Below are 22,070 nucleotides of genomic sequence, written 5' to 3' on the forward strand. Positions count from 1 at the left end.
AAGGAGTATTGCGTAATGCGTATTGAGTAATGCGAGACTTTTAGGTTCCGCTTAACTTATCGCTTACAACCATTATTAAACGAAATGTCGCCTCGAAAGCTTTGCAATATGTAGTCATTTGCCATTGCACAAACCTCCCCTGCAAAGGTTTCAAGCGACGGGGTTTTGGTTCCTTTTGCCCTACAAAAGGAACGCCATGTCCTGGCTAAGGACGGAAAGGATGTGGGCTGGGATTGGTATTGAGTAATGTGTAGCGCGTAATGCGAAAGGTATTCTATATTTTATCGCTTCCAACCATTATTAAACGAAATGTCGCATTTGAAGGAGTATTGCGTAATGCGTATTGAGTAATGCGAGACTTTTAGATTCCGCTTACCTTATCGCTTCCAACCATTATTAAGCGAAATGTCTTTTTATAGATGATAGTATGTAGTACTTAGTATGTAGAAAAGCTTTGGTTGATAAGTGATTGCAGGGGTCATTATTAAACGAAATGTCGCATCAGTTTTGTTGCGTCTGTAGTCATTTGCCTTCGCACTATCTAATAAGGATGCAACAAAAGTAAGCGACGGGGTTTTGAATACTTTTGCCCTTCAAAAGTATTTGCCCTGCCGCGGCATGCGGCGGAAGGGATGTGCGTTGGACAATCTGTTTTGTAAACAGAAAACCCGAACTTGCTGCGGCATGCGGCGGAAGGGATGTGCGTTGGACAATCTGTTTTATAAACAGAAACTGGAACTTGCTGCGGCATGCGGCGGAAGGGATGTGCATTGGACAATCCTTTGAAAAAACTAGATTTTGTCAATAAAACCTTGCTTTAATGAACCTCCGTTTCTTTAATATCACAATTTTCCTGCAGCCATTTTTCATCAAACTCTGCAAGCTCGCGCCGCTCTCCTTTATAAATAAAATAGGTATTGGGTTTATCGTCCTTGCCTTCGGTTTGCACCATAGGCATTTTATTTACGATTTTTTCTTCGGGACAATCTTGGATAAGCTTAGCCGATTGTTTGCTTGCCGAACAGGCGCTTAACAAACAAATAGAGATACTGGAAAGGATGATTAAATTTCGCATATTATTTACGTATACTAGGATAAAACATGTTTATCGCCTAACATACTACAAAAAGCCTGCTAGATTTGGAAGGCTAGCAGGCTTTTTTATTAACTGATGTAAGCATAAGTGATACCATCGCCACCCCGATCGGCATGTTCGTCTTCAAAATGTGAGACGTGGTTGTATTTCCGAAGGTAGTCGCGAACGAACTTCCGTAGTATGCCATCCCCTTTTCCATGTAAGATTTTGAGTGTGGGATACCCGATCATAACCGCTCTATCCAACACCGTCTCCAGCTGCCGCAACGCGTCCTCTGTACGCATACCACGCACATCCACCTCCGGTTGAAAATCGGCAACAGACGATGTAGACAGCGAACGATGTCTTTTTACCACCTTGGCTTTTTCTTTGCCGCGCAGTTTGACAACCTTATTCTTTTTAACAACCGTGCGTAAATCGCCCAATGCTAAAATCAGGTTATTGCCCCTCGACACCTCCATGACTTGCGCTTCCGTATCGGCATCCACCAACCTCACCCAATCCCCAACTTCAATTGCTTCATCCGCGTCAGCTGCTCCCGCGGGAGTTGCTATGGGTTTCGTTACTGGCTTTTTTGTTGTATTCTTATCCACGGCGGCATGCAGCTCACGCCGCAACTCGCGCGTTCTTTCTTTATCCGCTTGTGCTGATTTTATTTCGGATATCGTATTTTCGACCAGCTTATTGGCATCTTTCAGAATTTGCCGCGCTTCATCCTTCGCTTCACGAATCAGCTGACGCTTATTTTCTTCCAAATAGCTTTGTAGCTGCTCGTATTCTGCTTTCTGTGTTTCCAACTCCTTTTCACGCTTGCCGATAGCAATTTTGGTATCGTGCACCAGCCTTTTATCACGTTCCAAGTCAACCAATAAGGTGTCAACTTTCTTTTGCTGCGTACCGATTTTTTGCTTTGCTGATTCCAAGATATCCGGTCGAAGGCCAATTTTCTGCGCAATTTCGAAGGCATAGGAACTGCCGGGCTTACCCACCTGTAAAATATACAGCGGTCGCATAGCCACATTATCAAAAAGCATCGACGCATTTTCCAACCCAGCCGTATTGCTCGCGAAGACTTTCAAGTTCGAATAGTGTGTTGTGATAACGCCGCGAATATCCTTTTTATTAAGTGATTCCAGTACAGCTTCCGCTATCGGTCCGCCAAACAGCGGATCGGTTCCTGTACCAAACTCATCTATCAAAACGAGCGTGCGTGCATTTGCAAATTCTGTGAAATGCTTCATCTTAGAAAGATGCGCGCTATATGTACTCAAGTCGCTCTCGATCGACTGATCATCACCAATATCGGCAAAGATCTGTTTGAAAATACCAAGTTTCGATGTGTCATCCGCAGGAATGAGCAGGCCAGACTGTACCATCAACTGTAGGAGCCCTACCGTTTTCATGCATACGGACTTACCGCCAGCATTGGGCCCGGAAACTAAAATGACACGATCATGCTGATCGATCTTGATATGTAACGGAACAACGATTTGCTGATCTTTTTTAGCGTTGATCAGTAACAGCGGGTGCCTTGCATTGACTAAATTAATCTCCGCTTCCTTGGATAACTGGGGCATTTCCGCTTCAATATCAATAGCAAAAAGCGCCTTAGCGCGCACAAAATCAAGCTTGCTTAGCAAGCCGTGATAAGATAATAGAAGAGGTACGTGCGGACGTAACTCGCTGGTAAGTTCTGTCAAAATACGAATAACCTCACGACGACGTTCAAACTCCAAATCCCTCACCTTATTATTGAGGTGAAAAACTTCTTCTGGCTCTATATAAGCTGTTTGTCCGGTTGCAGATTCATCATGAATTAAGCCTTTCAGCTTCCGTTTGTTTTCTGCTAAAATCGGAATGCACAATCGTCCATCACGAACAGTTAAGTTTCCATCAGCCGTCCAGCCATTATTTTGAGCTTGTTTGAAAACTTGATCTATACGCTTTCGAGCTTCTTGTTCGCTCTTTAGTATTTGCTGGGTAATATCCAGCAATAAACGCGAAGCATTATCTTTCATCTTTCCCCGATCGTCGATGACAGACTCAATCTGCCGCACAATCTTTGTTTCAATCGGAAGATGCTCAAAGAGCAGTGTCAAATTACTATACTGCCCCTCTCGTTCGTTAAAATAGCGAATGACGGCATATACGGTACGGAGTGACAGCAATACCCGATAAAATTCATCCTCCGCCAGAAACGCGCCTTCTATTCGTGCCTTTTCTGCCAAAGGCTTTATAGGGTATAAGTGATCTACTGGCAACGGTGCATCGTGTAACAATAAATCTTTAAATTCTTGGGTTTGGCGCAGAAAACGGTCTATTTGCTCAAGTTTTACTTGAGGCTGGATTTTCTCCACCATCTCGCGCCCCGGCTCACTAAGGCATTTTTCTTTGATCAGACTTTTGATCTCAAGAAAGCCCAACTTATCTATAGCGTTATTCGGAAAAATCATATTAATAATCAATTAACTGTGGAAAGCGTATCCTGCCGTCGGTCAGCAGGTAGTTGCCTGGCATCGACAGGTGTGCTTACGGGTGGCATTTTTTTGGGCTCTACTGGCTCAGCAGATACCTCGGCAGGCTGTCGCACGCCAGCCTCTTGTAACGGAACAGGGTCACTAACAGGAATACCTTCTTGTTGAAAAACTTGAATCGACAAACCGGTGCGTCGTATGAACTCATTACTATAATTGCGGTAAGTTAACGCTGTTGTATCCTTGTCTACTCGAAATAATAGCTGCTGAGCTTCATTCCGGAGGCGAACAAAGCGCTGAGCGATTCGCACACTGTCACTTAGTCGGGCATTCGCTAACGAATCGTTCGTGCGATATGTGCGATCCAAACCGCTTAACTTCGTGTTAACCTGCGCGTAAACCTGCTTCGCCATCGTGGGGTTGCCTAAATAATACCGCAAGTTGCGGGTGAATAACGTAGAATCGATACCATATTTATCAAACACTTCGGCATATAAACCGTCAATGATCTTGCGCGAGCTATCTATTGGAAGCATGTTTAGGTATCCGTCAAGCAAATGCACATCCGCCATCAAATCCGCCATCTTCTTTTCTGACAAAATTCCTTCTGGCGCAGATTTTTTGCAGGAAATCAGCAAAAAAAACGACGACAATATAATAAGTAATAAGCGCTGCATTTCGTAAGTTTGTACAAATTTACGAAAACGCATCTGAATAACCAGTTTTAAGTTTTTTGAAGGTTGAAAACAATACGGAATGAGCATAACAACAAATATTGAAACGTTACAGAAAGAACTACAACCGATCGGCGTAACGCTGGTCGCGGTATCGAAGACGAAGCCTGTAGAAGATATCCAGGAAGCTTACGATGCTGGCCAACGCGTATTTGGGGAGAATATGGTTCAGGAGATGATGGAGAAATACGAATCGCTGCCCAAAGATATTTCGTGGCACCTCATCGGCCATCTGCAGACAAACAAAGTAAAATTTATTGCTCCTTTTGTTTCGCTTATAGAGTCCGTGGATTCCATAAAACTGCTCAAGGAGATTGATAAGCACGGCGGAAAGCATAACCGCGTTATCGACTGTTTACTTCAGGTCTATATTGCTGATGAAGATACAAAATTTGGTCTCGATCATGCAGAATTAATCGAGTTGCTTCGGGACGACGAGTTCACAGCTTTAAAGCACGTGCGCATCCGCGGGCTGATGGGCATAGCGACGAATACGGACAATGAGAAGGTCATCAAAGATGAATTTTATGAACTGAAAATGCTCTTTGACGGCATCAAAGCCAGCTTCTACAGACAGGAAGATTCCTTCAGCATACTTTCCATGGGGATGTCATCCGATTATCAATTAGCTATCGAGAATGGCAGCAATATGGTGCGCTTAGGCAGTACAATTTTTGGGAAACGGGTTATTAAGCATTACAAGAATAAAGATGCTGAACATTAGAACTGCAGAAAGGGCCGATTGCGCGGCTATGCTCGATCTTATAAAGGAACTGGCCATTTATGAAAAAGCGCCAGATGCTGTAACAGTATCGATGGACGAATTCATAGCCAGCGGTTTTGGGGAGCGACCTGTTTGGGGAGCATTTGTAGCCGAACGAGGTGAAACAATTGTAGGGATGGCGTTGTACTATATACGTTACTCCACTTGGAAGGGTCGCCGCCTATACCTGGAAGATTTGGTGGTGACGGAAGCTGAGCGCGGTGCAGGCATTGGTAAGCTCTTATTGGATCGCACGATAGCGTATGCAAAGGAGCAAAAATTCAGTGGAATGATGTGGCAAGTGTTAGACTGGAACGAACCTGCGATAAATTTTTACAAAAAGTATGAAGCTGATTTTGATAGCGAATGGGTGAATGTGTCTTTAAATTTTGGGGGTTAATTAACAGAAGTATTGCGGTGAGCTTTGGCTTACTGGCTACTTGTTTCATGGTGGGCTGTTTTTCGGAGAATAAAACGGAGCAATCTGCACACGCCGCCGGGGGAGCTGCCGCAGCTGACACGCTAGCTTACGAACTGGCGTATTTCAAAGATTTTAGTCCTTATTTTTCTGGCACCGAAAGCAGCGTCGATTCTACACTTTTTACTGCACGATATCCTATCTTCCACCCCCCGATCCAGGAATTGGTCAAACGGGCGATCTTTATTGATGGTGAAAACACCGCAGAGCAAGTTGCCGAAAGCTTCTTGGGCGGCTTCAATGAATATGCCGAAGAGCAGATTGATGCAGGGAATGCAGATATCCCGTCGTGGTTTAAACACCAAGACTGCCGGGTGATATTGAATCGGCCAGGCATCTTGACCCTGCGAAATGCGATCAACGATTATACAGGTGGCGCCCATGGAATGGAGATTGAACTGTGGTTTTCCTATGACATACAGCAAGGAAAGCGACTTACCTTAGGCGATGTCATCCAAGATAGTACTCAATTCCTGTCTATCGCGGAACGCCATTTCCGAAAACTGGAGAATTTGAGCGATACCGCTAGCTACGGTGCCGAATATTTTTTTGATAGTTTTGCCCTCCCGGAAAACTTCGGACTGACGAAAGACGGTGTGTTGTTTCACTATAATCCATACGAGATAAAGTCATACGCCGAAGGTGGAACGACATTAATTGTGCCCTATGGCGAGATAGAAGATATATTGACAGATCGGGCGAAGACGCTTCTGAAAGCAATTTAACCTAAAACCGAATAGAAATAAATGCAGGTATTTAAATTTGGCGGTGCATCCGTAAAAGATGCGGAAAGTATAAAAAATGTGGCCCATATTATGGCAAACTACAAAAAAGACGAGCTGCTCGTTGTGGTTTCAGCTATGGGAAAAACGACCGATCGACTTAGCGAGGTCGCGCAGCATTATGTCGATCAGACCGGCCAAGCTTTTACGTATTTAGAAGAGGTAAAAGCTTGGCACCAAGATATTTTGGCACACCTATTTCATGATCCCGCACACCCTATATTTGATGAAATAGCCAACTGCTTTGTCGAAGTGGAATGGGTACTTGAAGAAGAGCCGCAAGATTCATACGACTACCTGTATGATCAAATCGTGTCTACCGGCGAGATGGTGTCTTCCAAAATTTTAGCGGCCTATGCGAAACATAAGGGCATCCCGGTAAAATGGGTAGACGCTCGAGACTATATCCTAACAGATAATACCTACCGAGAAGCAGTCGTTGATTGGGAAAAAACTGAAGAGAAGATCCGCCGCGATCTGCCCGCTGTACTTGATGATTTTGTGATCGTCACGCAAGGCTTTATTGGTTCTACGTCCGAGAATTTCACGACCACACTCGGTCGCGAAGGGTCTGATTACTCTGCTGCCATATTTGCTTCCTGCTTGAACGCTGAGGACATCACCATATGGAAAGATGTACCTGGCGTCCTGAATGCAGATCCTAAATGGTTTGACCACACAGAACTTATTCCCGAGCTTTCGTATACGGATGCTATCGAGCTGACATATTACGGAGCAACGGTAATACACCCAAAAACGATCAAACCGCTGCAAAATAAAAAAATAGCGCTCAACGTACGCTCCTTTGTGAATCCAGCTGCTACAGGCACGTTCATCCGAAGCACCAATCAGGGTCTTCCCGTGCCGTCGTTTATTTTTAAGGTGAATCAGGTATTTGTCAATATACAACCGCGCGACTTCTCTTTCATCGTGGAAGACAACCTTTCGCACATCTTTAACCTATTTCACAGCAACCGCATAAAAATTAATATGATGCACAATAGTGCCATCAGCTTTTGTGTAGCGATCGATGATACCGGAAAGAATATTGACACGCTTTTGGAAGAGCTGGAAAAACGATATAAGGTATCTGTGGAGAAAGGACTGGAACTCATTACGATTCGTTATTTCAACCAAGAAACTATCGATCGGGTGCTGGTGAACAAACAGATTATTCGAGAGCTTAAAGATAGTTATACGTGCCAGTTACTGGTGAAGAAGATCTAGCAAGCCAATGCGATAAATCAAAAAATAGTACGCTGTGAATAAAAGCATATTAGCGACAGACGTCCAAAATTACCTCTCGGAAAAGCAGCAAAGCTCGGCGGCTGATATGGCACTGAAAAAAAGTCCGTTTGTCCATGTATCGAGCCAAGAACTTGCCCAACAAATTGATGGACGGCAGCGTGCCGCCAAGAAAATTCCGGAATGGACGACTACCCCCGGTATTTACTATCCGGAAAAGCTTAATATGGAGCAGTGCTCCTCTGGTGAAACGGGATATTTTAAAGCATCGCTGGTTCAGCCCGGTGCATCTCTTATCGACTTAACTGGGGGCTTTGGAGTAGATAGTTATTACTTCGCGCGGAAAGGTGCTCGTGTTACGCACTGCGAAATAAATCCTGCGCTATCTACGATTGTACAACATAACTTCAAACAACTGGGCCTGACGAATGCAATGTGCCATAGTGGCGATGGCATCGAATATTTGGAAAACCTGAAAGAAAAAGTCGATTTCATCTATATAGACCCCTCGCGGCGGGTAGCCCAACAAAAAGTTTTTCGATTAGCCGATTGCGAACCAAACATCGTCAAGCTGCAAGCGCTCTTTTTTGCAAAGGCGCAATGCATCATCACGAAGCTTGCTCCCTTATTGGACATTTCGTTGGCTATGGAGCAACTGGATCACGTGCGCAATATCTATATCGTTAGTGTAGATAATGATTGCAAAGAACTTCTTTTTGTGCAAGATAAGGGATTTACTGGCGACGTACAGTTGCATGCCATTAGGCTTTCCGCAGGGAAGCAACAGCGCTTTACATTCACGACATCGCAGGAGCAACAAGCCGAGGCTCATTACGCAGCACCGGAAAAGTACCTCTACGATCCAGACGTGGCAATAACAAAGGCTGGCGCGTTTAAATGTATAGGGTTGGCATTTGAACTATTTAAATTGCAGCAGCATACACATTTATATACAAGCGATCGGTACGTCGAAGATTTCCCGGGTCGATGCTTTCGTATATTGGATATCTATCCGCTCAGTAAGCTGAAAAAAAACAGAGCGGTCACCAAAGCGAATGTTGTCACTAAAAATTTTCCCTTGCGCGTAGAGGATATCCGGAAGAAATTTAAAATTGCTGATGGCGGCGCAGACTTCCTTTACTTTTGCACATTGCAGGGCGGCGAACATGTGGCCATCCTCTGCACTCGATTTACAGCCTAAGCGCTGTAATCTAACAGCCCCACATTCCTAAAAAATAATGCTGCCGCGTCTGTTGACAACGGTGAAAGTCTGCACAATGTCAAGCTTTACAACCTTAGCTATCGATTGACAAAGCCATTACAAATTCCTTCGATGAAGCGTGTATTTTTAGGCCATGAATAAAATAAAACTATCAGCCTTAGACCTCGCTACCGTTTGTAAAGGCCATACGGTAAAAGAAGCCATTGAGCGGAGCGTGGAAGGTGCACAATATATTGAAAACTTAGGTTACGAGCGCGTTTGGTTTGCAGAGCATCACAATATGGAACATATCGCCAGTTCAGCCACTTCTGTTCTTATTGGCCATGTAGCGGAAAGAACAAAACATATCCGCATCGGATCTGGGGGTATTATGCTGCCCAATCACGCGCCCTTGGTTATTGCAGAACAGTTTGGCACCTTGGAAAGCCTCTATCCTGGCCGTATCGACCTCGGTCTTGGACGCGCGCCAGGAACGGATCAAGTGACGGCAATGGCTTTACGCCGTAATAACTTAAACACTTCGTTTTACTTCAAAGATGATGTGCTTGCCCTGCAACAGTATTTTGAGAACGATAATCCGCACGAAAAAGTACGGGCATTTCCTGGAGAAGGTTTAGATATCCCTTTGTATATTTTAGGATCCAGCACCGATTCAGCACATTTGGCTGCGGAGCTGGGTCTCCCCTACGCATTTGCCGCGCATTTTGCGCCGGCGATGTTTGCACAAGCTGCGGAAATTTATCGCAAAGAATTTAAACCCTCACGTCATTTGGATAAGCCTTATTTCATAGCATGCGTTAACATCATTGCTGCAGAAACCACTGCGGAGGCAGATTTTCTCGCTACTAGCTTGTTTAATATGTTTGCTGGCATCTTGACAAACCATCGGCGACCACTCTCTCCGCCGACAGAAAAAGTGATTTACGACGGAATTCCGGAAATTGAAAAAGCAGTTTACAACATGACGGCTTGTACTTTTACAGGCGATGCAAAGGTAATAGCGGAGCAAATACCTGCATTCGTCAAAGAATATCAAATTGATGAAATTATGACGACAAACTATATTTTCGATGCTGGTAAAAGACTCGAGTCCTTCCGCATCATTAGCGAAGCATTAAACGGCAATTGATCTTCATTTATTGCAAACGCAACGACGGGTTTTTCGGCTTGAACGTCATCGCGAGTAGGAGAAACGACGGCGCAGCAATCTTCGGTATGGAGTAGTGCGTAATGCGAATTGAAATATTTAAGTTGAATAAAAGCAGGCGCTATTGCGAGTCGGAGGAACGACGCGCAGCAATCTTCGGTATGGGGTGAAATGCAGGGATTTCAAATTGATGCAAACATTTATGTTATTAAAGCGTTTAACATCAACGTGTTTTCCCTAACAAAAGCTATGCACAAGTATTTACCGGCACCATTTGCCTTGTTATTATTTCTATCTTGCCAGAATATAGGATCTAAACCTCGGCAGCAGAATGTCATGTCTGCTGCAGATTATACAAAACCGGACAGCCTGAGTAGCGCAACGAACGCTTTTGCCTCTGAAAATAGCATTGCGCCAGAGCTGCTTGAAGGAAAAACCATGTTGACAGGCACCTACCGCCTTTGGGAGGACGCTGATGATCCGACGTTACTAATAGATACCACCTGGCTAGAGATTTTCGCAAAAGGTGAAGATGTCGATATTAAACCGCTCTCGTTCCTTATCGAAAATGGGTTTGACGATTGCGCCGGTGTGAACACTAAATCAATAAAAACCGAAAACAAGACTATACTTTTTATCCAACCGGGTAGACTGAAGGCAGGTATCAAAAGCGCTGTTAGCATTTCAAAAGAGCTGCTATGGCCAGGCGTCAATACAACGTTTAAATGTCACGGCGTAGAATATACCTTAGCGGGGAAAGGCACAATCAACGGCTCGGAAACATACACCGACGATGCGGATCAAACTTATGCTTTTCATAGCGTGAGCAATTATTCTTTGCAGCTAACCGGACCTCAAGGAAATATCTTTACTTTGGTGGATGAAGAGTCTTTTAATGACACGTTTATCGAACTCCTCTTTGTAGGCGATCTGGATGGCGATAATTTGCCGGATTTTATCATTTCTGCTCCAAGGCATTATGAGGAAGAACGTACTTTACTTATTTTATCTACTGACATCTCAAACGGCAGAGTGAAAGCTTACGAAGCGGCGCGCCAATTTGATTGCTGATTACTAACGTTTCCAACCAACAAATCAGGCGTGCGTATCGAAAAATCAATCAATCTAGCTTTGAAGCAAGCTATGTTGCGTGGCAGTAAAGAAATGGCGAAAAACAATGTTTAATTCGTTATCCCATTGCGCTGCCGCTATGCCTCCATTTGGAAACAGTTCGACCATAGACGCCTTGCTCGTGGCGACGCAATCACGACTCAGCATGATAATTTCTTCCACAAGATCTTCCTCGACAGTATCGCTACACCACAACGCTCCCATTAATTCATACAATCGATCGGAACGTTCTTCAATCGCTTGCCTAGCCTGATCGACCGCCTTCAATATCTGTTTCGACTGCTGGGTGTCCCGACTGGGATCCTGTGCCTTAACCATCAGTTGTCGTTCCAGTACATCAAGAAACCGGCGAAACATCCCGATATAATTTACTGCTAAAGTGCATGCCGCAAAGGCCATAAAAGGAATTTCAAACAACTTACCTTGGGCGATACGAGCGGCGGGTTGTATAGCGAAAGTACGATTAGCCGGCACAAAAAGCTGCTGTATCGAAAAACTGTGGCTCGCTGTGCAGGCCAACCCAAAGGTATCCCAATCGTAGTGTACAAGCACATCATCGCGATCCACAAAGAAAGATTGATAGACGGGCTCTCCGTTCTCATCTAATTTCGCTGAACCGTTTTCATATATCCAGGCGTTAAGCGTAAAATGAGTAAGATGTGGTGCACCGGTCGCATACTTCCAATATCCGTTGATCAGGTATCCGTCCTTGGTCTTGTCTGCTCTTCCAGATGGCTTGCCGCTCCCACCCCAGCATACGTTAGGCATTTGAAATATGGAAGCGGCTAACGCGGGTTCAAGAAAGCCTGCAAACATGTTTGCGCCGGAACATAATGTTATCGTCCATCCAAAACCTCCATCGAGGTAAGCAAGCTCTTCCAATAGTTTACAGCCTGCTTCCAAACTATAGGCCAGCCCGCCGTAAGATTTTGGAACCCATATATTAAACCATTTCTTATCGTAAATAAGGTTCAGCAAATTTTCCGTCAGCATTTTCTTATCAATACTGGGAATAATCTCGTCTTGAATCAGGTCTGTTACCTCTTTAGTGAGTCTCATGTATTGTCTGTTGTTGATATTCCATAATTTTTGTCCAGCGTATATAACCAAAGATCGCTACGATAAACAAAAAGATAGTGAGGCAGCCGAAGAGGTACAATTCTTTATAGAATAATAAGGGGACAGCTACGAAATTACTGATGTTCAGCAATATCCAATTTTCCAACTTTCGCCTCGCCAATAGCCACATGCCCGCCCAAGCTGTGCTGGATACAATAGCGTCCATTATGGGCACATCGGAATCCGTAAAATAACTTAAAAACAAAAATAAGCCGGCATAGCCAATAACGACAATAGACAGAACCGTAAACCAATCGCTCCGAGAGCATCGAGTAATAGGCACAGCGTGATTTACGTTACGGTATTTCCAATACCAAAGGCCGTAACAGCTCATGATAAGGTAATACAGGTTTAGTAGTATCTCTGCATAGAGGCGTGCCTGAAAAAGAACAGAGATAGTGAGTACAATGGATAGGATACCGAAAAAGTAATTTGATATTTTATTACGGCTTGAAAGCAGCACTTGTATAATACCGAAACATACAGCAAAGCGCTCCAGCCAAGAGGTTTGTTGTAAAGCCGCCAGTAATTTATCTAAAAATTCAGCCATGTAAAGAAGTTACCGCCAATGTGAAGTGTAAAATTTTGCGCGGTGCACAGCCAAGTAAGAAAGGAAATTGTCCCTACGCCAGCATTACCTGGATCAGGTTCCTCCCGTATTGTCATACGAGAATGGGTATGTTCTCAGCACTGACGTGCACCCCGATTGTTAAATATATACGTATTTAATTAATTGTCTACGACAATTTTAATGCCTCTTGAGAGCGCTGACGCACTTGTTCACAAAGCGCGGCATCATCGTTCAGCTTTTTGCCCCATGATGGAATCATCTCGCGTAGCTTATTTCGGTATTGTTCCGATTTGGCGCGTTCAGGAAAACATCGTTTCAGCAAATTGATCATGATAGCCACCGATGTCGATGCCCCCGGAGATGCGCCTAATAGTGCTGCAATAGAACCATCTGCCGCTGATACGACTTCTGTACCAAATTCCAAGATACCGCCATGCTTCGGATCCTTTTTGATCACCTGCACGCGCTGGCCAGCTACCTCGATCCCCCAATCCTCCATCTTTGCCGTCGGCATAAATTGCTTCAGGGCATCCAACTTGTCGGACGGGCTTTTCATCACCTCTGTAATCAAATATTTCGTTAAGTCTAGATTGTCCAGCCCTGCAGAAATCATCGGGCGAATATTAGACAATTTAATGGACGCTGGCAGATCAAAATAAGAACCTTTTTTCAAGAACTTCGTAGAGAACCCTGCATAAGGCCCAAAGAGTAAGGCTTGCTCGCCATCGATATAACGCGTATCTAAGTGCGGAACAGACATTGGTGGCGCCCCCACAGATGCTTTACCATATACTTTGGCATGATGCTGTTTAATAATTTCAGGATTCTTACAGCGCAACCATTGTCCGCCAACCGGGAAACCACCGTAGCCTTTCGCTTCTGGAATGCCAGATTTTTCTAATAACAGTAAAGAGCGTCCGCCGGCGCCAATAAATACGAATTTAGCTTTGATCTTACGCTTCTCCCCATTATTGACATCCTTTATTTCTACTTCCCATTTCCCATCCTCTTCGCGATCAATATCGCGAACTTCCTGATTTAAGGAAAGCTTTATGTTATCTTTTGTTTGCAAGTGCTGAATCAAATCACGGGTCAGCGAACCGAAATTCACATCGGTTCCGATGTCCATGCGTGTCGCTGCAATCTGCTCCTGCTCATCGCGCTGGTCCATCATCAGTGGAATCCATTCTTTCAATACAGACTTATCTTCTGTATACACCATGTCCTTAAAGAGGGTTTCCTTAGACATAGCTTCGTAGCGCGTCCGTAAAAATTTTACATCCTTTTCGCCAAATACAGCACTCATATGAGGAACCTGACGAATAAATTCTTCCGGTTTTTTAAGGATGTCATTTTCCACTAGGTACGTCCAGAACTGTTTAGAAATTTCAAATTGCTCTGCGATATCAATCGCTTTTGCAATCTTAACTGTTCCGTCGGGTTGTTCCGGCGTATAATTTAGTTCACATAGCGCCGAGTGTCCTGTACCCGCATTGTTCCATGCGTCTGAGCTCTCCGCTGCCACGAGGTCTAAACGTTCAATAATCTCAATCTGGATATCGGGACTCAACTCGTTGATTAGCGTTCCCAAGGTTGCGCTCATGATGCCCGCACCAATTAACACCACATCTACTTCAGATTTTTTAGCTTTTTTACCCATGATTCTTAAATTCCGTACAAAATTAACATTCAAATCGGTTTTAGCGCAATCAAAATGTCAAAATTCTTTCATTAATGCTATCATTTTTTCAACAATTACGGCCGTCTCTGGCGCTTTGCCAAGTTAGCGCGTACTCACTTATCGAATGGCCTGATAGCAAGCTTATCGAAAAAAAATTGTGATAATATCCGAATATTTAACATTTTTGTGGATTAGTTTAAACGGAAACTCATTAGTAAAATGAAATTATTAGAAGGCAAAACAGCTCTGGTTACGGGAGCATCTAAAGGCATCGGCAGAAAAATTGCCGAAGTTTTTGCTCAACAGGGAGCGAATGTTGCATTTACTTATTTATCTTCTGTAGAGAAAGGTCAGGCGCTCGAGTCGGAACTACAAGGATTTGGAACTAAAGTGAAAGGCTATCGTTCGGATGCGTCGCAGTTTGCTGAAGCAGAGCAGCTTATTAGCGACATCGTAACAGACTTTGGCACCCTAGATATTGTTGTAAACAACGCAGGTATAACCAAAGATGGTTTATTGATGCGTATGACCGAGGAAAACTGGGACGACGTCATAAACATCAACCTGAAATCCATATTTAATGTAACCAAAGCGGCTTCCAAAGTGATGATGAAGAATCGTAAAGGTTCATTCATTAATATGAGCTCAGTCGTAGGCGTGCAGGGAAATGCCGGACAGGCGAACTATGCCGCGTCAAAAGCGGGTATTATCGGCTTCACCAAATCGGTTGCCAAAGAGCTAGGTTCACGTAATATCCGCAGTAACGTAATCGCTCCGGGCTTTATCCGTACCGAAATGACCGATGTATTGGATCCGAATGTAGTGGCTGGTTGGGAAGCCAATATCCCGTTAAAACGTGCCGGTGAAGCGGAAGATGTAGCGAATGCGTGCCTTTTCCTAGCTTCTGATCTATCAGCCTATGTAACAGGGCAAGTTATTCCCGTAGATGGCGGCATGTTGTAGACGTATTCCCAAAGGAATGCTCCATAAATACATACACTCCCGATCGGTATCGATCGGGAGTTTTTTCAACATTACATCCCAGATCATCAACCTAAGCAAAACTTTCCTATTCAAGATTCCGCCGGGATAGCTAAATTTCCTTTAGTAAAGTTTAAATTGACGTATCTTTGTGCGGAAACGACAATTATGCGATCAACAATATTTTCAATAGACAGCGACTTGAAGTTTGCAGAAGCCGCTCTGTCCGTTTTTAATTTTCAGTACCAACACAATGCCGTGTATCGACGCTATGTGGACTATATCGGCGTGAATCGCGAAGCGATCAGCGATTATCGGGAAATTCCATTTCTACCCATCGAACTTTTCAAAAGTCAGCATATATACGCTGCGGCGAATGAACCCGTGCAGCTGTTTAGCAGTTCGGGAACAACGGGAGTAAGTACGAGCAAACATCCTGTAGCAGACCTTGCGTGGTACGAAGATAGTTTCCGAAAAGCCTTTCAGCACTTTTATGGTGAAGCGAGGGATATCGCTATTCTGGCCTTACTCCCATCTTACCTCGAGCGTGAAGGCTCGTCCCTTATTTTTATGGTTGATGACTTAATAGCGCAAAGCAAACAGCCGGAATCTGGTTATTTCTTGTACAATCATGATGAATTGCAGGCAGTGCTCTCGCAACTGAAAAATAAAGGCACCAAGACTTTGCTTATCGGCGTAACATACGCCTTACTCGATTTCAGCGAGCATCATCAAATAGACTTTCCAGAGCTAATTGTGATGGAAACAGGTGGCATGAAAGGCAAACGTAAAGAAATGGTTCGCGAGGAGCTGCATGCCATCCTTTGCCGCGCCTTTAACGTGCCATACATACACTCGGAATATGGCATGACGGAATTGCTATCACAGGCCTACTCTGCTGGCTTGGGTCGCTTCAAAACACCCGCATGGATGCAGGTACTGACAAGAGATACGAATGATCCGCTAACATTGATCAATTCTGGCAACACCGGCGCCATCAATGTAATTGATCTAGCCAATTATCATTCCTGCTCATTCATCGCGACGCAAGATCTAGGGAAGCGTTATGCCGATGGTAGTTTTGAAGTTTTAGGTCGTTTTGATAATAGCGATATTCGAGGCTGTAATTTATTAGTGCAGTAAATTTCTTTTTGAGGAAAAGTTCTTTATAAAACAAGTTATCTAACCTTTCCGCTGCAGGCCGCAGTAAGCGGTATTGTTTTCTTCGTAAAACAGTTAGTCCAACGCACAACCCTTCCGCCGCATGCCGCAGCAAGGCAAATACTTTTGTAGGGCAAAAGTATTCAAAACCCCGTCGCTTATTTTTGTTGCATCCTTATTAGATAGTGCGAAGGCAAATGACTACAGACGCAACAAAACTGATGCGACATTTCGTTTAATAATGGTTGGAAGCGATAAGGTAAGCGGAACCTAAAAGTCTCGCATTACTCAATACGCATTACGCAATACTCCTTCAAATGCGACATTTCGTTTAATAATGACCCCTGCAATCACCTATCTACCAAAGCTTTTCTACATACTAAGTACTACATACTATCATCTATAAAAAGGCATTTCGTTTAATATGGGGAAGAAGCAATAAAGCTGAGAAAAGTTTAACTTCTCACTACGCTATACGCACTACACATTACCACTTCAAATGCGACATTGCGATTAATTATGGTCAGAAGCGATAAAATATGGGAAACTTAAACTTCTCGCACTACTCAATACGCAATACGCAATACGCATTACTACTTACGCATTACTACTTACGCACTGCCACAAATCACTAACTACTTCAATGATGGATCATTAAACGTATTTCCAGCTTGAATGTCGCCAGTGTCATAACCTTTTTTAAACCAAAACGCGCGTTGCTCCGATGTGCCATGGGTGAACGATTCAGGGTTTGAGCTGCCGTAGGCTTGTTCTTGTAAGTGATCGTCACCAACAGCGGCTGCCGCGCGCATCCCGTCGAGAATATCGTCGTAGGTAAGCTCGATCTGGCTGTAATCTTTTACATAATGCGCCCAAACGCCAGCATAAAAATCGGCTTGCAACTCTGTCATCACCGATATTTTATTGTACTCGCGTTCACTTAATTTGGCACGCATGGCATTTGTTTGATCCAGCACGCCCAATACATTCTGAATATGGTGCCCCACTTCATGTGCAATAACATAAGCCAAAGCAAACTCACCTTTTGCACCATATTTCTGTGATAATTCTTTATTAAAACTCAAATCTAAATAGATCTTCCTATCGCCCGGACAGTAAAATGGACCGTAGCTTGACTTGCCCGTGCCACATCCCGCCGTCTCGACTGCACCATTATAAACCGTAAGCACCGTTTTTGGGTAGCTCTCCCCTTCCTTTTTAAAAACATTGGTCCATACATCTTCTGTACTCCCGAGTACTACGTCCGCAAAATCCAACAATTTATCTTCCTCTGGCGTCGATTCATACGGCGTTTCTACCGTTGAGGCGCCAGAAGACTGCCCCTGTTGCATCTGCTCCAGTATCTGCGCAGGATCTCCACCCATAAGCAGGCCGACGATGAGTACGATCACCCCGCCAATGCCACCAAGCGTTAATTTTTGCCCGCCGCTCATGCCGCGTTTATCTTCAACATTGCCACTTCTGCGGCCGCCTTGCCATTTCATATGCAAATAGTTTTAGGGTAATATAGATTATCTGACGTATTTTTATCGGCAGCGAACAATCAAGACTATTTCCTAATTTATCATCTGCTTATCCCTCCACAGCAAAATATCTGCCAAGTATTTCCTATACATATAAAATATAGCTCGACAGATTTTTGTATTTTCGCGGACAAATACGAATCACATGTCTATTGAAAAGCAACTTATTGAACGAAGCAACAACGCTTGCGAACTTTGTCTTAACCCTGCAACTGGTTTAACAACATATAATGTACCGCCTCATGAGCAGCAGGCTTTAGACACAAGTATTTACATCTGCAAGACCTGTATCGATCAGATAGAGAAAAAAGAGCAGCTGCAAGCGAAACATTGGCAAAAACTACCGCAAACGATGTGGTCTGAGCACGCCCCGGTACAGGTGGTCGCTTGGCGAATGTTAAGTCGTTTGCGACAGGAATCTTGGGCAACTGAAAGCCTCGACATGCTTTACCTGGATGATGAAACGCTCGCATGGGCGAAGACGACGGGTGACCACGAACAAGATGGCACGGTACAGTTTCACCAAGATAGCAATGGCATGCGTCTACAGGACGGCGATACTGTCGTGCTTATAAAGACCTTAGACGTAAAAGGGTCTACGCTAACTGCAAAATTAGGAACGGTGGTAAAAAACATTAGGCTTGTGGCGGACAACGTGGAACAGATTGAGGGTAAGGTAGATGGGCAAACCATCGTCATCCTCACGAAATATTTGCGCAAAGGATCGTGATAATAGCTAAACTTCGATGGATCTTAATTATCTGGGCTCCATTGAAAATAGTGCCCGTCGGCATGAAGTTTCGCATCGCCATATACAAACCGAAAGTCAATATAGTCGTCGTTACAGCCTGTCGTATCAGCACAGCAAAAACGACGACTTATCTTAAAATGTAACCTAAAGGTCCCAGCTTGCGAGCCTTCATCGTATTGAAATTTGCCAATCTGCAGATCAATAAGCTCCGGCGCCCCATCCCTATCAGCTAACTGGTCAATTACGTAATCATTGATACGCCTCTTATCAGCGTTATTAATATGCATCAAAATTTCTTCCGATGCTGCCCTGCTATCTATCAGCAACTGATGGGCTAACGGTATTTCAATTTTAATCGTATGCTTCGTATTCATAACAAAATATTTTTTCAGTAGTTTTTCTATGTGGGAAATGGCGTTGCAAAACTTTGCTATCCGCCTGCGCAAGATTATTAAATGACCTGACCGCGCAATATACAGCATACTCTATTTGATCAATTTTAAAGCGATGCAAACCGCTGTCAAAGGTTATGCATCCAGTTTTAGGATTACAAATAAAGGGCTGCCTATCGTTTTTTCGGAATTTGATTTCGGCCACCGTTGATGCATAAAAGTGCTCCCACCTGTCCATAGCTGCAAACACAATCTGTTGTAACAAAGCAGATTTAATTCGATTTGCTGTTGAAATCGTTTTATCGTTCAAAGGAATGTAACTGAAAATAGTTCCGTCGCGCATATACGTTTTTTGTCCCTTCTTAATCGACGTCACCGGCCACTGCTTACCAAAAACGTGTAGTTCCCGCGTTGGCGAAGCGGAAATGATTTGCTGCTTCTGACGTAATAAGTTCCGTATCGACCACAGCGCTTCGCTTTTGGGCATCTTCGCTGGAATATATACAATCTTTGCATAATCATCCCAACGGGCAATTTCGATTACGTCCCCTTCAGTTACCAGCACGTCTATATTTTGATTATCGACTTCCCATTGCATAAGGCAAAATACGCAAAAAATATAAGTTTTGCTATGCAATCGTTACGGACTTTTCGAACAACTTTTGCTAAGTTTGTGGAGATACACTAAATAACAGGATAGGAAGCTTTGACAATTTCTCAATACACAGCGTCGTATGAAAGGATCGCTTAGCTCCATCAATTTCAAACAACAAATTATTAAAATGAAAAAATTTCTTGCTATGGCGGCCATCGTGGCTGCATCTGGAGGATTCGCTTTTGCGCAAGAACATCAGGCGATCAATTTGTCATATATGGACAACAACGTGCGTCCTCAGGATGATTTCTACAACTATGTAAATGGTAACTGGATGAAGACCGTAGAAATCCCTTCTGACAAAGCACGTTGGGGTTCTTTTGATGAGCTTCGTGAGCATACGGATGTGGCCGTGTTGAAAATCTTAAAAGAGTCGTTAGATAACAAATTTGAGAAGGGCACTGATGGTCAAAAAATCGCAGACCTTTACAAGTCTTACGTAAATTTCGAGACGCGGAACAAGCTGGGTACAGCGCCTATTAAGCCATATCTGCAAAAGATCGATGCCATCAAAAACTTTAATGATCTATACGCCTATTTACTAGAAGTAGGTCCTGAACGCGGAAATCCATTTTTTGGCGCCTACGTTTCAGCCCACATGAAAAACAGCAATATCAATGCGGTTTATCTTGGTGGTGGCGGTTTAGGCTTAGGTCGGTCCTATTATCAAAAAGTTGACGATAAGAATACCGAAACTTTAGCGCAATATGCTGAATTTATCTCTAGCTTGTATAGCAAGGTCGATCAACGCACACGCGATTTGAAGGGTCCGAAAGTACTTGCTTTTGAAAAAGAAATAGCGGCAAACCTAAAAACAATCGAAGAATCGAGAGATGCACAGAAACGCTACAACCCTGTAGCTGTGGCTGATCTAGGCAAGCTGGTTAAGAATATCGACATTGCAAAATACATCAAACAAATAGGATTCACGGCAGATACCGTAATTATTGGCGAGCTCAAATACTATGAGAATTTAGACAAAATTTTACAGCCTAGTAATCTCCCGCAAATTAAGGAATACCTTAAATTTCATGTCATGAATGATGCGACAGGATACTTAACAAAAGAGTTGGACGAGCTGTCATTCGATTTCTATGGGCGCAAATTGCGTGGTCAAAAAGAACAGCGTGAGCTGGAAAAACGCGGGTTGGAATTTGTTAACGGTACTGTGGGCGAGCTCCTTGGAAAGCTTTATGTAAAAGAAAACTTTCCACCGGAAGCAAAAGCTGCCTGCGAGGAGATGGTGCAATATCTCGTCAAGTCGTTCGATATGCATATCAAAGAGCTGGACTGGATGTCAGCAGAAACCAAAACAAAGGCTTTAGAAAAGCTTTCGAAATTTAAGGTCAAAATTGGCTATACCGATAAATGGAAAGACTACTCAAAACTGGCGGTGGGAACGTCCTTATTTGATAACATCAAGGGCATCAGCCGCTGGAGTTTTGAAGAAAACCTAGCCAAACAAGATAAGCCTGTTGACAAATCGGAATGGGGTATGACGCCGCAAACGGTAAATGCATACTACAGCCCATTATACAATGAGATTGTATTCCCTGCTGCAATACTACAAGTGCCTTTCTACGATTACAAAGCAGATGCGGCTGTTAACTTCGGTGGTATTGGCGCTGTAATCGGACACGAACTTTCTCACGGTTTTGATGATTCAGGTTCGCAATATGATGGAAATGGTAATCTTAATAACTGGTGGACACCACAAGACAAAGAGAAATTTGAAGCCTCAACAAATGCACTAGTTGCTCAATTCGAATCGTATGAGCCTGTACCAGGTGTATTCGTAAACGGACGCTTTACACTTGGCGAGAACATCGGTGACCTTGGTGGTTCTTCAGTAGCCTTCGATGCGTTGAAAATGTATTTGAAAGACAAAGGCAATCCTGGCTTGATTGATGGCTTCACACCGGAGCAACGTTTCTTCCTTTCATGGGCAACAATTTGGAGAACAAAAACTACAGATGAATTTGTTGTAAACCAAGTCAAAACCGATCCACATTCGCCTGCACAGTATCGTGCTTTTGCGCCTATCGTGAATCTTGATGCTTTCCATGAGGCATTCCAAACGAAACCAGGTGATAAGCTATATAAAGCGAAAGAAGATCGTATCAAAATCTGGTAGTCGTTATTT

20 protein-coding genes are annotated in these 22,070 nt (G+C 43.8%); 11 read left to right on the forward strand and 9 right to left on the reverse strand.

From position 1 onward, the window contains the following. Positions 1-817: 817 nt before the first annotated feature. The 3 genes from DI53_RS18505 to DI53_RS19785 all read right to left on the reverse strand — a co-directional run bounded on the left by DI53_RS18505 (position 818) and on the right by DI53_RS19785 (position 4,247). Positions 818-1,075: a hypothetical protein gene (locus tag DI53_RS18505; RefSeq protein WP_037503437.1), complete on the reverse strand. Its 258-nt coding sequence runs from the start codon at positions 1,073-1,075 to the stop codon at positions 818-820. A gap of 89 nt (positions 1,076-1,164) precedes the next feature. Beyond that, positions 1,165-3,549, reverse strand: coding sequence for an endonuclease MutS2 (locus DI53_RS18510; protein ID WP_037503438.1), 2,385 nt, complete (start codon positions 3,547-3,549; stop codon positions 1,165-1,167). An 8-nt stretch (positions 3,550-3,557) separates the two neighbouring features. After that, the gene (locus DI53_RS19785; RefSeq protein WP_157836804.1) at positions 3,558-4,247 is read right to left on the reverse strand and encodes a DUF4296 domain-containing protein; all 690 of its coding nucleotides are present in this window, start codon (positions 4,245-4,247) and stop codon (positions 3,558-3,560) included. Between the two features lie 79 nt (positions 4,248-4,326). Between DI53_RS19785 and DI53_RS18520 the strand changes: the two genes are divergently transcribed. The 7 genes from DI53_RS18520 to DI53_RS18550 all read left to right on the forward strand — a co-directional run bounded on the left by DI53_RS18520 (position 4,327) and on the right by DI53_RS18550 (position 11,012). Next, positions 4,327-5,028, forward strand: coding sequence for a YggS family pyridoxal phosphate-dependent enzyme (locus DI53_RS18520; protein ID WP_037503439.1), 702 nt, complete (start codon positions 4,327-4,329; stop codon positions 5,026-5,028). Further along, positions 5,015-5,467, forward strand: coding sequence for a GNAT family N-acetyltransferase (locus DI53_RS18525; protein ID WP_206538059.1), 453 nt, complete (start codon positions 5,015-5,017; stop codon positions 5,465-5,467). The genes DI53_RS18520 and DI53_RS18525 overlap by 14 nt, the downstream gene beginning before the upstream one ends. Continuing rightward, a complete protein-coding gene (locus DI53_RS18530; protein WP_052072570.1) occupies positions 5,434-6,270 on the forward strand; it encodes a DUF3298 and DUF4163 domain-containing protein in 837 nt (278 codons plus the stop codon). Before DI53_RS18525 ends, DI53_RS18530 begins: the two co-directional genes overlap by 34 nt. Positions 6,271-6,291: 21 nt before the next feature. Further along, positions 6,292-7,554, forward strand: coding sequence for an aspartate kinase (locus DI53_RS18535; protein ID WP_037503440.1), 1,263 nt, complete (start codon positions 6,292-6,294; stop codon positions 7,552-7,554). 34 nt (positions 7,555-7,588) lie between these two features. Next, a complete protein-coding gene (locus DI53_RS18540; RefSeq protein WP_037503442.1) occupies positions 7,589-8,773 on the forward strand; it encodes a class I SAM-dependent methyltransferase in 1,185 nt (394 codons plus the stop codon). A gap of 154 nt (positions 8,774-8,927) precedes the next feature. Next, positions 8,928-9,923, forward strand: a complete 996-nt coding sequence (locus DI53_RS18545; RefSeq protein WP_037503443.1) for an LLM class flavin-dependent oxidoreductase — start codon at positions 8,928-8,930, stop codon at positions 9,921-9,923. A 267-nt stretch (positions 9,924-10,190) separates the two neighbouring features. Further along, positions 10,191-11,012: an integrin alpha gene (locus tag DI53_RS18550; protein WP_131555385.1), complete on the forward strand. Its 822-nt coding sequence runs from the start codon at positions 10,191-10,193 to the stop codon at positions 11,010-11,012. Between the two features lie 54 nt (positions 11,013-11,066). On the opposite strand, the gene DI53_RS18555 is transcribed toward DI53_RS18550, so the two are convergent. From DI53_RS18555 to DI53_RS18565, 3 genes are all read right to left on the reverse strand, one after another. Then, on the reverse strand, positions 11,067-12,131 hold the full coding sequence (locus DI53_RS18555) for an acyl-CoA dehydrogenase family protein (RefSeq protein ID WP_037503445.1): 1,065 nt from the start codon (positions 12,129-12,131) through the stop codon (positions 11,067-11,069). Further along, positions 12,118-12,741 (reverse strand): nicotinamide riboside transporter PnuC, encoded by a 624-nt coding sequence (gene pnuC / locus DI53_RS18560; protein ID WP_037503446.1) that lies wholly within the window; start codon positions 12,739-12,741, stop codon positions 12,118-12,120. Before pnuC ends, DI53_RS18555 begins: the two co-directional genes overlap by 14 nt. Positions 12,742-12,928: 187 nt before the next feature. Further along, positions 12,929-14,422, reverse strand: a complete 1,494-nt coding sequence (locus DI53_RS18565; RefSeq protein ID WP_037503447.1) for a malate:quinone oxidoreductase — start codon at positions 14,420-14,422, stop codon at positions 12,929-12,931. A gap of 240 nt (positions 14,423-14,662) precedes the next feature. Here DI53_RS18565 and fabG point away from each other — a divergent pair, with 240 nt between their 5' ends. Together fabG and DI53_RS18575 are read left to right on the forward strand one after the other, a co-directional pair. Continuing rightward, positions 14,663-15,406 (forward strand): 3-oxoacyl-[acyl-carrier-protein] reductase, encoded by a 744-nt coding sequence (gene fabG / locus DI53_RS18570; protein WP_037503448.1) that lies wholly within the window; start codon positions 14,663-14,665, stop codon positions 15,404-15,406. Between the two features lie 186 nt (positions 15,407-15,592). Beyond that, positions 15,593-16,567, forward strand: coding sequence for a phenylacetate--CoA ligase family protein (locus DI53_RS18575; protein ID WP_037503449.1), 975 nt, complete (start codon positions 15,593-15,595; stop codon positions 16,565-16,567). Between the two features lie 653 nt (positions 16,568-17,220). Here the strand turns inward: DI53_RS18575 and ypfJ are convergent. Beyond that, positions 17,221-18,090 (reverse strand): KPN_02809 family neutral zinc metallopeptidase, encoded by an 870-nt coding sequence (gene ypfJ / locus DI53_RS18580; RefSeq protein ID WP_037503450.1) that lies wholly within the window; start codon positions 18,088-18,090, stop codon positions 17,221-17,223. 184 nt (positions 18,091-18,274) lie between these two features. Here ypfJ and DI53_RS18585 point away from each other — a divergent pair, with 184 nt between their 5' ends. Then, complete coding sequence (locus DI53_RS18585) at positions 18,275-18,859, forward strand: PhnA domain-containing protein (RefSeq protein WP_037503451.1); 585 nt, start codon at positions 18,275-18,277, stop codon at positions 18,857-18,859. A 23-nt stretch (positions 18,860-18,882) separates the two neighbouring features. On the opposite strand, the gene DI53_RS18590 is transcribed toward DI53_RS18585, so the two are convergent. Then, positions 18,883-19,254 carry a hypothetical protein gene (locus tag DI53_RS18590; protein WP_037503452.1) on the reverse strand — a complete coding sequence of 124 codons (372 nt, stop codon included), beginning with the start codon at positions 19,252-19,254 and terminating at the stop codon, positions 18,883-18,885. After that, a complete protein-coding gene (locus DI53_RS18595) occupies positions 19,232-19,870 on the reverse strand; it encodes a hypothetical protein (protein WP_037503453.1) in 639 nt (212 codons plus the stop codon). The genes DI53_RS18590 and DI53_RS18595 overlap by 23 nt, the downstream gene beginning before the upstream one ends. Positions 19,871-20,054: 184 nt before the next feature. On the opposite strand from DI53_RS18595, the gene DI53_RS18600 reads away from it, so the two are divergent. Continuing rightward, entirely contained in the window at positions 20,055-22,061 is a 2,007-nt protein-coding gene (locus DI53_RS18600) for a M13 family metallopeptidase (protein ID WP_037503510.1), read from the forward strand. Positions 22,062-22,070 lie beyond the last annotated feature (9 nt).

This window comes from Sphingobacterium deserti, from assembly GCF_000757725.1.
Taxonomy (GTDB): domain Bacteria; phylum Bacteroidota; class Bacteroidia; order Sphingobacteriales; family Sphingobacteriaceae; genus Sphingobacterium; species Sphingobacterium deserti.